Origin of the sequence: Alcaligenes faecalis (assembly GCF_002443155.1) — a bacterium.
Classification (GTDB): domain Bacteria; phylum Pseudomonadota; class Gammaproteobacteria; order Burkholderiales; family Burkholderiaceae_B; genus Alcaligenes; species Alcaligenes faecalis.
Genome location: NZ_CP023667.1, coordinates 3138363 through 3152808, shown reverse-complemented (window position 1 = coordinate 3152808; position 14446 = coordinate 3138363). Strand labels below are relative to the sequence as shown.

At 57.2% G+C, this 14446-nt stretch carries 14 protein-coding genes; 8 read left to right on the top strand and 6 right to left on the bottom strand.

What is annotated here, in order from left to right; translation table 11 throughout:
* Window positions 1-72: 72 nt before the first annotated feature.
* The 3 genes from CPY64_RS14730 to CPY64_RS14720 all read left to right on the top strand — a co-directional run bounded on the left by CPY64_RS14730 (window position 73) and on the right by CPY64_RS14720 (window position 4232).
* Window positions 73-2352, top strand: coding sequence for a nitric-oxide reductase large subunit (locus CPY64_RS14730; protein WP_042486535.1), 2280 nt, complete (start codon window positions 73-75; stop codon window positions 2350-2352).
* A gap of 207 nt (window positions 2353-2559) precedes the next feature.
* Window positions 2560-3705 (top strand): copper-containing nitrite reductase, encoded by a 1146-nt coding sequence (gene nirK / locus CPY64_RS14725; protein WP_096917397.1) that lies wholly within the window; start codon window positions 2560-2562, stop codon window positions 3703-3705.
* A gap of 197 nt (window positions 3706-3902) precedes the next feature.
* Window positions 3903-4232: a c-type cytochrome gene (locus tag CPY64_RS14720; protein WP_042486532.1), complete on the top strand. Its 330-nt coding sequence runs from the start codon at window positions 3903-3905 to the stop codon at window positions 4230-4232.
* 24 nt (window positions 4233-4256) lie between these two features.
* Here the strand turns inward: CPY64_RS14720 and CPY64_RS14715 are convergent, their stop codons facing one another.
* The 3 genes from CPY64_RS14715 to CPY64_RS14705 all read right to left on the bottom strand — a co-directional run bounded on the left by CPY64_RS14715 (window position 4257) and on the right by CPY64_RS14705 (window position 6391).
* A complete protein-coding gene (locus tag CPY64_RS14715) occupies window positions 4257-5051 on the bottom strand; it encodes an exodeoxyribonuclease III (protein ID WP_042486529.1) in 795 nt (264 codons plus the stop codon).
* A gap of 72 nt (window positions 5052-5123) precedes the next feature.
* A complete protein-coding gene (locus CPY64_RS14710; protein ID WP_042486525.1) occupies window positions 5124-5933 on the bottom strand; it encodes a DODA-type extradiol aromatic ring-opening family dioxygenase in 810 nt (269 codons plus the stop codon).
* Window positions 5934-5989: 56 nt separating this feature from the next.
* On the bottom strand, window positions 5990-6391 hold the full coding sequence (locus CPY64_RS14705; protein WP_042486521.1) for a DoxX family protein: 402 nt from the start codon (window positions 6389-6391) through the stop codon (window positions 5990-5992).
* A gap of 220 nt (window positions 6392-6611) precedes the next feature.
* Between CPY64_RS14705 and CPY64_RS14700 the strand changes: the two genes are divergently transcribed.
* Entirely contained in the window at window positions 6612-7502 is an 891-nt protein-coding gene (locus CPY64_RS14700; protein WP_042486518.1) for a LysR family transcriptional regulator, read from the top strand.
* A 53-nt stretch (window positions 7503-7555) separates the two neighbouring features.
* On the top strand, window positions 7556-8230 hold the full coding sequence (pyrE, locus tag CPY64_RS14695) for an orotate phosphoribosyltransferase (protein WP_026484434.1): 675 nt from the start codon (window positions 7556-7558) through the stop codon (window positions 8228-8230).
* A 91-nt stretch (window positions 8231-8321) separates the two neighbouring features.
* Here the strand turns inward: pyrE and gatB are convergent, their stop codons facing one another.
* From gatB to gatC, 3 genes are read right to left on the bottom strand one after another with little or no spacing between them, the layout of a single operon-like run.
* Window positions 8322-9779, bottom strand: coding sequence for an Asp-tRNA(Asn)/Glu-tRNA(Gln) amidotransferase subunit GatB (gene gatB, locus CPY64_RS14690; RefSeq protein ID WP_042486516.1), 1458 nt, complete (start codon window positions 9777-9779; stop codon window positions 8322-8324).
* A complete protein-coding gene (gatA, locus tag CPY64_RS14685; protein ID WP_042486514.1) occupies window positions 9779-11299 on the bottom strand; it encodes an Asp-tRNA(Asn)/Glu-tRNA(Gln) amidotransferase subunit GatA in 1521 nt (506 codons plus the stop codon). The genes gatB and gatA overlap by 1 nt, the downstream gene beginning before the upstream one ends.
* A 9-nt stretch (window positions 11300-11308) precedes the next feature.
* On the bottom strand, window positions 11309-11617 hold the full coding sequence (gatC, locus tag CPY64_RS14680) for an Asp-tRNA(Asn)/Glu-tRNA(Gln) amidotransferase subunit GatC (protein WP_003801948.1): 309 nt from the start codon (window positions 11615-11617) through the stop codon (window positions 11309-11311).
* A 271-nt stretch (window positions 11618-11888) separates the two neighbouring features.
* Here gatC and CPY64_RS14675 point away from each other — a divergent pair, with 271 nt between their 5' ends.
* From CPY64_RS14675 to mreD, 3 genes are all read left to right on the top strand, one after another.
* The gene (locus CPY64_RS14675) at window positions 11889-12932 is read left to right on the top strand and encodes a rod shape-determining protein (RefSeq protein WP_003801946.1); all 1044 of its coding nucleotides are present in this window, start codon (window positions 11889-11891) and stop codon (window positions 12930-12932) included.
* A 61-nt stretch (window positions 12933-12993) separates the two neighbouring features.
* Window positions 12994-13875, top strand: a complete 882-nt coding sequence (gene mreC, locus CPY64_RS14670) for a rod shape-determining protein MreC (protein ID WP_009460381.1) — start codon at window positions 12994-12996, stop codon at window positions 13873-13875.
* Window positions 13859-14440, top strand: a complete 582-nt coding sequence (mreD, locus tag CPY64_RS14665; protein WP_080723797.1) for a rod shape-determining protein MreD — start codon at window positions 13859-13861, stop codon at window positions 14438-14440. The genes mreC and mreD overlap by 17 nt, the downstream gene beginning before the upstream one ends.
* The last annotated feature ends 6 nt before the right edge of the window (window positions 14441-14446 follow it).

Sequence of the window (14446 nt, the reverse complement as noted above, 5' to 3'; positions counted from 1 at the left end):
ACCAGGTAACTGGGTCCTGCCAGGACCTGTTTGGATTGGGTCGTTTGATTCATCAGCGAGACGGAGAAGAAAATGCGTAGCTATAAAAAACTATGGTGGTCCCTGGTGGCAGTCACCATGGTGACCTTTGCCATCCTGGGATGGACAGGCGTGGAGGTGTATCGTCAGGCACCCCCTATGCCCGTCAAGGTAGTCACACCGGATGGCCGTGAATTTACCTCACAGGAACAGATACATCGTGGCCAGTCCGCCTGGCAAAGTACCGGCGGCATGCAGCTGGGTTCGATCTGGGGGCATGGGGCCTACCAGGCTCCGGACTGGAGCGCCGACTGGTTGCACCGCGAGGCTCTGGCCTGGCTGGATCTGGCTGCCCAGCAAACCTACTCGCTGAACTACGATCAGCTGACAACCAGTCAGCAGGCCACTTTGCGGCAGGAACTGCAGGACGAGTACCGTCCCAACCGCATTGATGAAGCGACGGGCGTATTGCAGATCAGCGAGCGCCGCGCCAAGGCCATCGATACCACCGCCCAGTATTACATCGACCTGTTTGGCGACGCGCCCGAGCTGAAGTCCAGCCGCGAAAGCTTCGCCATGAAGGACAACACCTTGCCAGAGCTGCAGCGTCGTCAGGACATGACCCGCTTTTTCTTCTGGCTGTCCTGGGCTACGGTAACTGAGCGTCCCGGCACTACTGTCAGCTATACCAACAACTGGCCACACGAGCCCCTGGTGGATAACCATCCATCCACGGCCAATATCGTCTGGTCCATTGTCAGTATCGTGCTCTTGTTGGCCGGTATTGGCCTGCTAGTCTGGATCTGGGCCTTTACGCACAAAGAAGAGGAAGCGCCTGTTGCACCGGCAACCGACCCGGTTCTGGCTTTCCGCCTGACACCTTCGCAGCGTGCCCTGAAAAAATATGCCTTCCTGACGGTTGCCCTGTTTGTCATCCAGGTCTTCCTGGGCGGCTTTACCGCGCACTACACAGTTGAAGGCCAGATGTTCTATGGCATAGACGTGTCGCAGTGGTTCCCTTACTCGCTGACCCGTACCTGGCATATTCAGGCAGCTCTCTTGTGGATTGCCAGTGGTTTCCTGACCGCCGGTTTGTTTCTGGTGCCTTTGATTAACGGGGGTGAAGATCCCAAGTTCCAGCGTCTGGGTGTGGATGTTCTGTTCGGTGCTCTGGTTGTGCTCTTTATTGGTTCTTTTGCCGGCAACTTCCTGGCCATCAAGAACATCCTGCCACCCGAGCTGAACTTCTGGTTCGGTCACCAGGGCTATGAGTACCTGGATCTGGGCCGTTTCTGGCAGATCATCAAGTTTGTTGGCCTGGCTTTCTGGCTGTTGCTGATGCTGCGTGGCATGTGGCCTGCTCTGCGTCGTGACAAGGGCGACAACCACCTGCTGGTTCTGCTGACCATCTCGACCGTGGCCATTGGCCTGTTCTACGGTACCGGCTTGTTCTACGGCGAACACACCAATATCACCATCATGGAGTACTGGCGCTGGTGGGTGGTTCACCTGTGGGTTGAGGGCTTCTTCGAGGTCTTTGCCACGGTTGCCATGGGCTTTATCTTCCTGACCCTGGGTCTGGTTTCCAAGCGCAGTGCCACCATTGCTGGTCTGGCTGCCGCCTCGCTGTTCCTGGTTGGCGGTGTGCCTGGTACCTTGCATCACCTGTACTTCTCGGGCACGACTACACCGATCATGGCCATTGGCGCTTCCTTCAGTGCCTTGGAAGTGGTGCCCTTGATCATGCTGGGTTACGAAGCCTTCCATAACTGGAAGATGCAGAAACAAGCCAGCTGGATGAGCGATCTGCGTTGGCCTGTCATGTTCTTCGTGGCCGTGGCTTTCTGGAACATGCTCGGCGCCGGTGTGTTTGGTTTCCTGATCAATCCACCTATCTCGCTGTACTACATCCAGGGCTTGAACACCACGCCACTGCATGCACACGCAGCCTTGTTCGGTGTGTATGGCTTCCTGTCTCTGGGCTTTGTCTTGCTGGTGGTGCGTTATATCTCGCCAGAGGTTCGCTACAACGACCGCTTGATGAGCTGGGGTTTCTGGACGCTGAACCTGGGTCTGGTTCTGATGATGTTCGTCAGCCTGCTGCCAGCCGGGATTATTCAGGCCTGGGCCAGCATCTCGGAAGGCATGTGGTATGCACGCAGCGAAGAGTTCATGCAGCAGCCTATTCTGCAATCCCTGCGCTGGTGGCGTACCTTGGGTGACGTTGTGTTTATTGCCGGTGCCCTGCTCGTATTCCAGCAAGTTCTGGTACGTATCATGGCTGGCCGTCGCGGTGCCGCAGCGCATGCTGCAGGCGCAGTAAAAGCATCCTGATCCCTTGCCAGGACGGTCTCTTTGCTTCTGTGAGATTCCGTCTATGAAAAAAACCGCCTTCGGGCGGTTTTTTTTGTTGCTTCTACGAGATGCTTGCGCTGCAGCAAAGAGTGCGAAGTCTGATTGCGGTCCAATACATTCAGTAACTGTTAGATCTGAAAAACATTTAATCAGCAGGCATCACGCCTGGATCAAACCGGAGGTAGTATGGAACGTCGTCATTTCTTGAAAAGTGCTGGCCTAGGTGTCGCCGCAGGAACGACTTTGCTGGCGGCTCAAGTACAAGCCCGCGAGACGGCTGCACCAAAAAAGAACGCGCCCTGGCTGGCCGCGCGTACAGAAGCCCAGATCGCCAAGCTGGAGCGGGTCAAGGTGGATCTGGTTGCGCCTCCTATGGTCCACAAGCACGAGCAGAAAGTGGGTCCCGAGCCTCGCGTGGTGGAATTCCGCATGAGCATCGTGGAAAAAGAGATCGTGGTCGACCGTGACGGCACAACCATGCACGCCATGATGTTTGACGGCTCCATGCCCGGCCCCACCATGGTTGTGCATGAAGGCGACTACCTGGAGCTGACCCTGGTCAACCCGGCCAGCAACACCATGCCGCACAACATCGACTTTCACGCCTCCACAGGCGCGCTGGGCGGTGCCAAGCTAACCAATGTCAACCCTGGTGAGCAAGCCACACTGCGCTTCAAGGCCGACCGTACTGGTACCTTCATTTACCACTGCGCACCCGAAGGTTCGGTAGCCTGGCACGTGGTTCAGGGTATGCACGGTACCGTCATGGTGCTGCCACGCGACGGCCTGAAGGACTCGGCTGGCAACTCGCTGCATTACGACCGTGTCTACACCATTGGTGAATTTGACCTCTACATTCCTCGTGATGAAAAGGGCAATTTCAAGAAGTATGGCTCGTCGGCTGAAAGCTACGGCGACACCCTGGAAGCCATGCGTGGTCTGATCCCCAGCCACGTGGTGTTCAACGGCAAGGTCGGTGCCTTGATGGGCGATGGTGCCATGAAGGCCAATGTGGGCGAAACCGTGCTGTTCATTCACTCGCAGGCCAACCGCGACACCCGTCCTCACCTGATCGGTGGTCACGGTGACTGGGTTTGGGAACTGGGCAAGTTTGATGACCCACCCGCCAAGAACCTGGAAACCTGGTTCATTCGCGGTGGTTCGGCCGGTGTGGCGCTCTACACCTTCAAGCAGCCTGGTGTGTACGCCTATGTGAACCACAACCTGATCGAAGCCATGGAACTGGGCGCCGCAGGTCACGTCCTGGTCGAAGGCGAATGGAATGACGACTTGATGAAGCAAGTCAGCCCTCCCGGCCCGATCAAGGCTTAAGGCAGGAGCCAGCCCCGGTAGGCGGAATTGAGGAAAAGGTGTACGAATCAATTCCGCCCGGGCTTTCAGGCAGTACTCGGATAGTAATTAGTCAGTGAACAAGCAGGGGGCGCGGATTTTGAAAACCAGGCCTCTTGTTCAGAAAACGAAGTATCAGCCGGGCATGCGTTCATGCCGACTGTTTAAAGGGTAAAACCATGAGAACCTATCGCCCCGCCACCATGATGTCATCCGCAATGGCCGCTTTGCTCTTGTTGGCTGCTATACCTGCAGCACATGCCGATTCCGAAGAAGCTCTGAAGCTGTACAAATCTTCGTGTATGGTCTGTCACGCATCCGGTATGGCCAATGCTCCCCGTCTGGGCGACAAGGCTCGTTGGGCTCCCTTGATTGCTCAAGGCGAGGATGCCTTGATGGAAGTGGTCATCAATGGCAAGGGCGCCATGCCACCGCGTGGCGCTGCGCCCAAAGCCACTGATGAACAATTGCGCAGCGTGGTGCGCTACATGGTTGAGAAGGGCAGCTAAGGCGCTGACCCGCTCGGGCTGGACTTACAAGTTCCAGTCGTAATCAACCGTCAAAGGCGCGTGGTCGCTGAAACGCTCTTCTTTATAGACCGTGGCACTACGCGCTTTGGCAGCAATACCTGGGGTGGCAATTTGATAATCAATGCGCCACCCCACATTTTTGGCCCACGCCTGGCCGCGGTTGCTCCACCAGGTGTAGCACTCTTCGGTGGTATCGGGATGCAGGCTGCGATACACATCTACCCAGGACAGCTCGCCCAGCACTTTAGTCATCCAGGCGCGTTCTTCTGGCAGAAAACCGCTGTTTTTCAGATTGCCTTTCCAGTTCTTCAAGTCGGCTTCGTGGTGCGCAATATTCCAGTCACCACAAATAATGAACTCGCGGCCAGTATCGCGGTGTTCCTGCATCAAGCCATTAATCCACTGCTCAAAATGATCCAGAAAGCGGTACTTGGCGGTTTGACGCTCGTCGCCTGATGAACCCGAGGGCAGGTAGGCGCTGATAACGCTAAGGTCGTTCCAGTCGGCGCGGATGATGCGGCCTTCAGCATCGAATTCTTCACAGGCCATGCCTTCGGCCACACTTTCTGCCTTGTGGTTCAAGTACAGGCCGACGCCGCTATAGCCTTTTTTCTGAGCATGGTGAAAATGCCCGTGATACTGACCGGGGTTGGTCAGGTCAGGGGTCAGATCAGGCTCGCTGATCTTGATTTCCTGCATGCAGACAATATGAGGTTTCTGGGCTTCCAGCCAGTCGGGCAGGCCTTTACGAAAAGCAGCCCGAATACCGTTGACGTTTAACGAGGTGACGCGTAACACGTGGCAATTCTCCTTATAGCGTCAGCACTGTAACCCGTAATCTGCTTCGATGTCAGTGGCCGTCAGAGCTTGTTACGTGGCCGAGCCAAAACGGTAGCTGGACACGGTCAAGCCACCAAAGGCCTGGATTTCATGGTGGAAGCGATGCGCCGCATCTCCACGCGCAGCACCAGCGGCAACCATGACAGGGACCAGGTGATCCTCGCGGGGATGGGCAATACGTGCTGCCGGTGCCTGTTCCCAATTCATCAGGGCCTGACGACGTGCGGCAGGATCCTCCAGGCTCAGGCTTTGATGCAGCCAGGCATCAAACTGGGCAGAGGGCTCCACACCGCCGGGGCCCATATTGCGCAGGTTGTGATAGCTCAGGCCGCTGCCAATAATCAGTACGTCCTCATCTCGCAACGGTGCCAGCGCTTCACCCATGGCGTAGTGCAGGGCCGGGTCGTAATTGGCGTGTATGGACAACTGCACCATAGGGACTTTGGCTTGCGGGTAAATCACATAAGCCGGGACGAAGGCACCGTGGTCAAAGCCCCGCTGCGAATCCAGATGGGTGGGCAGGCCAGCGCCTTCCAGCAAATTACAGGCCTGTCGGGCCAGGGCAGGGTCGCCTGGTGCGGGGTAATGAATCTCGTAGGTATGGGACGGAAAACCGTAGTAGTCGTACACCATGCTGGGTTGTGCAGCGGCTGCGACCAGCAAATTGGCCTGTTGAGCTTCCCAGTGAGCGGAGACCATCAAGATCGCTTTGGGCGTGCGGCCCAATTGGCGTGGAATATCCTGCAAGGCAGCACGCAGCGGGGCGTACATGGTTTGCGCTTCAGGCATCCAGGGCCAGGGTCCGCCACCATGCGAGATGAAGTAGGTGGGCATTGTCATGATGATCTCCTGCCCCTGCCCTGATAGGGGCAGGGGATAAGGGGTTGGTTAAGGCGTCAGGCTTTGCCGCGGCCTGCGTCAATACTCCATGGGCCTGGGCCGGCAAAGGCCAGGTACAGGAAGGCAAAGCAGAACAGAACTGCCGCTTCACCACCATTGAGGATAGGGGTTGCGAAGGTGCTGCCGCTGGCGTGGCCAATAAAGTAGGCGAAAGCGCACAGGCCTGAAGCAATAAAGGCTGCAAAACGAGAGAACAGGCCAATTACCAGCAGGACACCCAGAATCAGTTCCAGAATGCCCGCAATACCGTAAATGGAGCCGATTTGCAGGTTGGCAAACATGTCTACTTTGGGGAAACCCAGGATCTTGGCAGTACCGTGTGTCAGCAGGAGATAGCCAGTAACGATGCGTAGCAGGCTAAGGATGCGAGGAGTCCAGCTAGAGGTAAGGGCGCTCATGTATTTTCCTTTGGAAAGTTGACAGTATCGGTAAAAGAAGCGGTTGGCCCGGTGTGGTGAAAGAAGCTCTGTGTCAGGCACGACGTGATGTCGGCCTGGTACTGGTCCCGCCCATTCAAGGTCCAGACGAGCACCGGGTTAGCGCTCGTTCAAGATTAATCAATTACTATCAGGAAATAAACAGGCCTATTTTCATTAGTTACTTTCTTATTAGGAAAGCATGGATACGATTCAGAGTTTGCGGGTGTTCCGGGAGATTGTGGCGGCAGGCAGTTTTGCAGCCGCGGCGCAACGTCTGGATATGTCAGCGCCTATGGTCAGCAAGCATCTGGCCAACCTGGAAAAACAGCTGGGCGCCCGCTTGCTCCATCGCAGCAGTCGTCGTTTGAGCCTGACGGAGTTGGGGCAAACCTACTTTGATTATTGTTTGCAGGCTCTCGATACCCTGGAGCGCGGTCAGCAGGCTTTGTCGGGTTCTGAGCATCAGCCCCAAGGGGTATTGCGGGTGACAGCACCCGTATGGTTTGCAAACCGCAAAGTGGCGCAACTGTTGCAGGATTACCAAACGCGCTTCCCGGAAGTGACCCTGGACATGAGCCTGAGCAATCACAAAGTGGATTTGGTGGCGGAAGGTTTTGACTTGGCCTTGCGGGTGATGCGTGAGCCTGCGCCGCATCAGATTGCGCGTCTTATTTGCCCCACGCCGTTTCATCTGGTGGCTAGCCCGGAGTTTGTGGCCCGGCACGGCATGCCACGTAACTGCGCGGAGGTGATGCGCCTGCCCGCTATCAGCCCCAGCTATTTGCAGCAGCCCAGTTTCGAGTTTATAGGACCGGATGGGCCGGAGTCCTTGCGTCTGAATCCATTCATGCGCTCGGACAATACAAATCTGACCTACTACAGCGCCCTGGGCGGAGCAGGGCTGGCCTATTTGCCCGAATGGCTGGTGATGGATGATCTGGACAGTGGTCGACTGGTTCGCCTCTTGCCCGATTACACCGAAGAGCTGCAACAACTGCACGCCGTCTATGCCAGCCGTCGCTATTTGACACCTAAAGTGCGCAGTTTTATCGACTTCTTGCTAGAAGAACTGGCTGAACCTGCCAAGTGATGGCTCACAACACGCTAAAATGCCTTTCGTCTCTATCTTTTTCATACTCTGTCATGTCGGCTAATAACGATAATCGTCGCAATTTTGTGCGCTTTTCCCTGGAACAGGGAGTGCTGCGCTTTGGGGAATTCAAGGTCAAGTCCGGCCGTTTGAGCCCTTACTTCTTCAATGCCGGCCTGTTCAATACGGGACGTAGCGTGGGTCAGCTGGCCCGTTTCTATGCCCAGGCTTTGCTGGATTCGGGCGTGTCTTTTGACATGCTGTTCGGCCCCGCCTACAAAGGCATTCCTCTGGCCGCCGCGACCTCGATTGCTCTGGCTGAACACCCGCAAATCGGTGATCGTGATGTGCCCTTTGCCTTCAACCGCAAAGAAGCCAAAGACCACGGCGAAGGCGGCACCCTGGTGGGCGCACCCTTGCAAGGCAAGGTCGTGATTATTGATGACGTGATCACCGCGGGTACGTCCGTGCGTGAATCCATGCAGATCATCAAGGCCGCAGGTGCGGAACCTGCAGCGGTGTTGATTGCTCTGGATCGCATGGAGCGCGCCGGTAATGATCAGGAACTGTCTGCGCATTCTGCTGTGCAGGAAGTGGAACAGACTTACGGTATTCCTGTGATCAGCATTGCCTCGCTGGCGGACATCATGGCGGTGCTGGCGGACGATACGACCCTGGCGGCTCACGCTCCCCAGGTGAAAGCCTACCGCGATCGCTACGGCGTCTGATCTCCCGCGTTTGTTAAGCAGGATTCAGTAGTAAAAAAAACACCAGGCCAAGGCCTGGTGTTTTTGTATCCGCGTAGCGCAGCGTCCGGACTTAGGCGTCCAGCTTTTGCTTGAGCATTTCGTTGATCTGCTGCGGATTGGCCTTGCCCTTGGCAACCTTCATCACCTGGCCGACCAAAGCGTTGAAGGCCTTTGGCTTGCCGGCACGGTGCTGCTCAACGATGCTGGGGTTGGCGGCCAGTACTTCGTCCACCATGGCCTCAATGGCACCCACGTCGTTGATCTGCTTCAAGCCACGGGCGTCGATGATGGCATCCACATCGCCATTGAGCTCGCCGTCCCACTGCGCCGCGAACACGTCACGGGCAATCTTGTTGGAGATGGTACCGTCAGCAATACGGGCAATCAGCTGAGCCAATTGCGCGGGGCTGACTTTGGACTGCTCAATGCTCAGCTCTTCACGGTTCAAGGCAGCCGAGAGCTCGCCCAGAATCCAGTTGGCGGCCAGTTTCGCGTTCGCCTTGGAGCCCGCTTGCAAGATGGCTTCGAAGAAGTCGGCCGTTGCACGGTCTACCGTCAGTTGCGAGGCGTCGTAACGGCTCAGTTCAAACTCCTGCTCGAAGCGAGCCAGTTTCTGGGCGGGCAGTTCAGGCATGTCCTGACGAACCTGCTCGATCCACTCTTCGCTGATAAACAGAGGTGGCAGATCAGGATCGGGGAAGTAGCGGTAATCGTGTGCATCTTCCTTGCTGCGCATGCTGCGGGTTTCGTCGCGGTCCGAGTCGTACAGGCGCGTTTCCTGAATGACTTTGCCACCGTCCTCGATCAGCTCGATCTGGCGGCGTGCTTCGTATTGAATGGCACGTTCCAGGAAGCGGAAGGAGTTGATGTTCTTCAGTTCGCAACGGGTGCCAAATTCCTTCTGGCCTTTGGGGCGTACCGATACGTTGGCATCCACGCGGAAAGAGCCTTCCTGCATATTGCCGTCGCAAATGCCCAGCCAGACTACCAGGCTATGCAGGGCGCGTGCATAGCCCACGGCTTCAGCAGCCGAACGCATTTCAGGTTCGGATACGATTTCCAGCAGCGGAGTGCCCGCGCGGTTCAAGTCGATCCCGGTGCTGGACTCGCCGTAAGGACCACGGAAGTTTTCGTGCAGGGATTTACCGGCATCTTCTTCCAGGTGGGCGCGTGTCAGATTGATGGTTTTTTCTTCACCGTTCAGCATGAAGCTGACTGTGCCGCCGCTGACAACGGGAATTTCCATCTGGCTGATCTGGTAGTTCTTGGGCAGATCCGGGTAGAAGTAGTTCTTGCGCTCGAACACGGAGCGCGGCGCAATGTGGCCACCGACGGCCAGACCCAGGCGAATTGCCCGTTCGGCAGCGCCACGGTTAAAGACGGGCAGCGCGCCGGGCAAGGCCATATCGACTTCGTTGGCTTGCGTGTTGGGCAAGGCGCCAAAGCGGGTGCTGCTGCTGGAGAAGATTTTGGATTCGGTCGAGAGCTGGGTATGGGTTTCCAGCCCGATCACAATTTCCCATTCCATTATTGTTGTCCTGGTTGACGTTGATGCCAGTCGGTGACTTGCTGGAAGCGGTCGGCAAAGGCCAGCAATTGGCCTTCACGGAAGTAGTTGCCAATGATTTGCAGGCCAATGGGCAAGGGGCGCTCATCCTTGCTGAAGCCGCAAGGAATGGACATGGCGGGCAGGCCGGCCAGGCTCACGCCCAGGGTGTAGACATCACCCAGCCAGTCCGTGGTGGGATCCTCGATGGTGGCACCCAGCTTGCGGCCCAGGGCCGGTGTGACGGGGCCCAGGATCAGGTCGCACTGTTCAAAGACTTTCTGGAAGTCGTCCACAATCATGCGGCGCACGCGTTGGGCTTGCAGGTAGTAGGCGTCGTAGTATCCATGCGAGAGCACGTAGGTGCCGACCAGAATGCGGCGCACCACTTCAGGGCCGAAGCCTTCCGAGCGCGAGCGCGAGATCATGCTGTTCAGATCGGTGTACTGGCTGGCGCGGTGGCCAAAGCGTACGCCGTCAAAACGCGACAGGTTGGTGGAGGCCTCGGCAGGGCTGATGACGTAATAAGTAGGGACAGACAATTCCGTCAGGGGCAGTTGCACGGTGACGCGTTCTGCACCCAGGCTTTCGTAGGTTTTCAGTGCAGCTTCGATGGCGTCGGCAACGACCGGGTCCAGGCCGGGGCCAAAGAACTGGGCGGGTACACCAATACGCAAGCCTTTCAGGGGCTGGCTGCCTTGGGCTTCTTGCTGCGCCTGTTGCTGTTCAAATTGCTGGCGAATGCGTGCGCCGTTATTGGGCTGGTCGTCGCAGAATTCCAGGCTGGTGGCATCTTGCGGGTCGAAACCACACATGGCTTCCAGCAGATCGAGCAAATCGCGGGCATTGCGGGCGATAGGACCGGCCTGATCCAGGCTGGAGCCGTAGGCAATGATCCCGAAGCGGGAAATTGTGCCGTAGGTGGGCTTGATGCCGCTGACGCCACACAGGGCGGCAGGCTGGCGAATCGAACCGCCGGTATCGGTTGCGGTTGCACCGGCGACCAGGCCAGCGGCCACAACAGCGGCGGAACCACCCGAGGAGCCACCGGGCACCATGGAGTGATCCCAGGGGTTGCGTACGGGGCCAAACACGGAGCTCTCGTTGCGCGAGCCCATGGCGAACTCGTCACAGTTCAGTTTGCCCAGCGAGACAGCACCGGCTGCCTGCAGCTTGGTCACAACCGTGGCGTCAAAGGGGCTGACGTAGCCTTCCAGCATTTTGCTGCAGGCGGTGGTCTGCCAATCCTTGGTGACAAACAAATCTTTGTGGGCGATGGGGATGCCGGTCAGTGGGCCGGCCTTGCCTTGAGCAATCAGGGCATCGGCGGCATCGGCCTGGGCCAGGGTCAGGGCAGCGTCCTGCTGCACAAAGGCATTGAGCTCTTTTTGGCGGGCGCTGCTGTCCAGAGCTTGCTGGGCCAGCTCGCGGGCACTGACGGTTTTGTTTTGCAGGGCTAGTCGCAGCGCTGCAATAGTCGCGAATTCAGGGGTAAAAGACATGGTTTTGCTTTATTCGATGACCGTGGGTACCAGAAACAGGCCATCCTGCTCGGCGGGGGCGTTGCGCATCATGGCCTGACGGCTTTCTACCGTTCCGGAAGGCAGGGCCTTGTCCTCGCGCAGACGCAGACTGATCTGCTGGCGGGCGGACAAAGGATGGGCCATGGGTTCAACGCCTTGAGTATCAACGGTTTGCAAGGTCTGGATCAGGCCCAGGATGCGCGTCAAATCGTGCTCGACCTGGGAGGCTTGTTCAGCAGAAAGATCAAGGCGCGCCAGTTGCGCTATACGGGCAACATCCTGTTCAGTGATAGACATGTGGGTGGGTACTGGAAAATGAGTAATAAAAAAAAGCGGAAATCCGTCAGTTAGGGACAGTTTGGCACTTTTACAGCAAATGCGGGGGTTACAGAACTTAACTGACCATTAAAACAGTCCTAATGTAGAGCAATTATAAGTTATCATTGACCGTTTCCTTCCCAGGTATTTTTGAATTCGTTGCCTGGTTCTTGTGCCTGTCGTTTTACGCTTGAGTTCCGCGCCGAATTTACCTGCCTTTTCCCCCAAACACTTTACACTTTGCGCGCCCATGTTCGGATTCCTACGCAGTTACTTTTCCAGCGATATGGCAATCGACCTCGGTACGGCCAATACCCTTATCTATGTACGCGGCAAGGGTATCGTACTGGATGAACCGTCCGTTGTAGCCATCCGCCATGAAGGCGGACCTAATGGTAAAAAAATCATTCAGGCCGTTGGGCAGGAGGCCAAGCAAATGCTGGGTCGGGTGCCTGGCAATATTGAAGCCATCCGGCCCATGAAGGATGGTGTGATCGCGGACTTTACTGTTACCGAGCAAATGCTCAAGCAGTTCATTCGCATGGTTCACCCCCGCAGCATGTTTGCCCCCAGCCCCCGTATTATCGTGTGTGTGCCTTGTGGCTCCACTCAGGTAGAACGTCGCGCCATCAAAGAATCCGCATTGGGCGCTGGTGCCAGCAAGGTCTACCTGATTGAAGAGCCCATGGCAGCAGCAATCGGCGCCGGCCTGGCCGTGTCCGATGCCAGTGGTTCCATGGTGGTGGATATTGGCGGCGGCACTACTGAAGTGGCCGTGATTTCCCTGGGCGGTATGGTCTATAAAGGTTCGGTTCGCGTCGGTGGCGACAAGTTTGACGAAGCCATTATTAATTACATCCGCCGCAATTACGGAATGCTCATTGGGGAACCGACGGCTGAATTGATCAAAAAAGAGATCGGTTCTGCATTCCCCGGTACTGAAATTCGTGAAATTGAAGTCAAGGGTCGCAATTTGTCCGAAGGGGTGCCCCGCAGTTTCACCGTGTCGTCCAACGAGATTCTGGAATCGCTTACCGATCCCTTGAATCAAATCGTCTCTGCGGTTAAAACCGCTCTGGAACAAACTCCTCCTGAACTGGGTGCGGACATCACTGACAAGGGCATCGTCCTGACCGGTGGTGGTGCTCTGGTTCATGACCTGGACCGTCTGCTGCAAGAAGAGACCGGCTTGCCCGTTGTGGTGGCCGAAGATCCTCTGACCTGCGTGGTACGGGGATGCGGCGAGGCTCTGGAACACCTGGAGCGTCTGGAGTCCGTATTCATTTACGATTGATCTTTGCTTGGCTTTCACGGCAATGTCTGCCTGTGGGGGCAAGCGATCGAGTGCTTGATTAATGCGAGAACAAGGCTCCATCCGGCTATTTAGGCGCGGCTCATCAGCTGAGCTGCGTTTGGCCGCTCTTTTGGTGCTGGCAGTGGGCTTGTTGATCACTGATGCTCGTTATGCGGTGCTCGAACCGGTGCGCCAGGCCGTGGCCACCGTCCTGTATCCCTTTCAGCGTGTCATGCTGGCCCCTCGCGATCTGGTCACCTACTTCAGCAGCTGGACCGACGCGGCCTCCACCGCCCGCTCCGAAAAAGAAGCCTTGCAACGCCAGCGTATCGAGCTGGCTCAGCTCTCTACCCATGCAGCCCAGCTTTCTGCTGAAAACGAACAGTTGCGTCGCTTGCTGCAAGTGGCTGATACCGTCACCCAACCCTCTGTGGCCGTGGAGGTTCTGTACGAACCGCCCAATGGCTATGCCCGTCACCTGATCTTCAATAAAGGCTCGGCCAGTGGCATTCGCCCCGGCATGCCTGTCATTGACGAGGGCGGGGTGGTGGGACAGGTGGTGCGTGTCACGCGCTTTACCTCGGAAGCCGCGCTGATTACTGACGACAAGGTCTCGGTACCGGTGCAGGTGCTGCGCAATGGCCTGCGTCTGATTGCCTTTGGTGGCAACCCCGGTGGCAAGGTGGAAGTACGTTTTCTGACGGCTGACGTTGATCTGGAGCCGAACGATACCTTGATTACCAGCGGTATCGGTGGCCTGTTTCCTGCCGGCCTGCCAGTGGGTATGGTCAGCAGTATCGAGCGTGACGACGCTTCCGGTTTCGCCCTGGCCTTGGTGACGCCCCTGTCACACCCGGAGCGTTACCGCCATTTTCTGATTTTGCTGGTGCCCGAGAGCGAGCGCCCTCTTGAACAGGACGATGCCAATGATGCGACGCGCTGAGTCCTCGGACACCTCTGGCCGTAAAACCCGGTCCTCATCCTTGAGTAGCTTGCAGCCTATTGATAGCAGCCCGTTTTCGCGCGCCTCCAGTCCCTGGCTGATATGGGGCTCGATTCTGCTGATGTGGCTGGGGTCCATGCTGCCCTGGCGCCTGCTGCCTTTCGCGCCGGACCTGTTGATGCTGGTGCTGGGTTTTTGGGCCGTTCATGAACCGCGTCGTGTGCCCATGTCCCTGGCCTTTGTGCTGGGCATTCTGGTGGATGTGCATGACGGTAGCCTCCTGGGCGAGCACGCCCTGGCGTATGTGCTGGTCGTGTATGGCGCCTTGCTCTTGCGCAAGCGCATCTTGAACTTTGGCATGTGGACCCACTTGCTGCATATGGCTGTCGTCATGCTGCTGGCCCAGTTGATCGTGCATGTCTTGCACGCCTGGCTGGTGGGCGAGTGGTCTGGCTGGGAGTGGGCGGGTGGCACCTTGCTGACCGCCGCCTTGTGGCCGCTGGCCGATAGCGTGCTGTTCTTGCCGCAGCGACGTCTGGACGAGTCCGACTCCGGTTCGTCCTGATTGGTA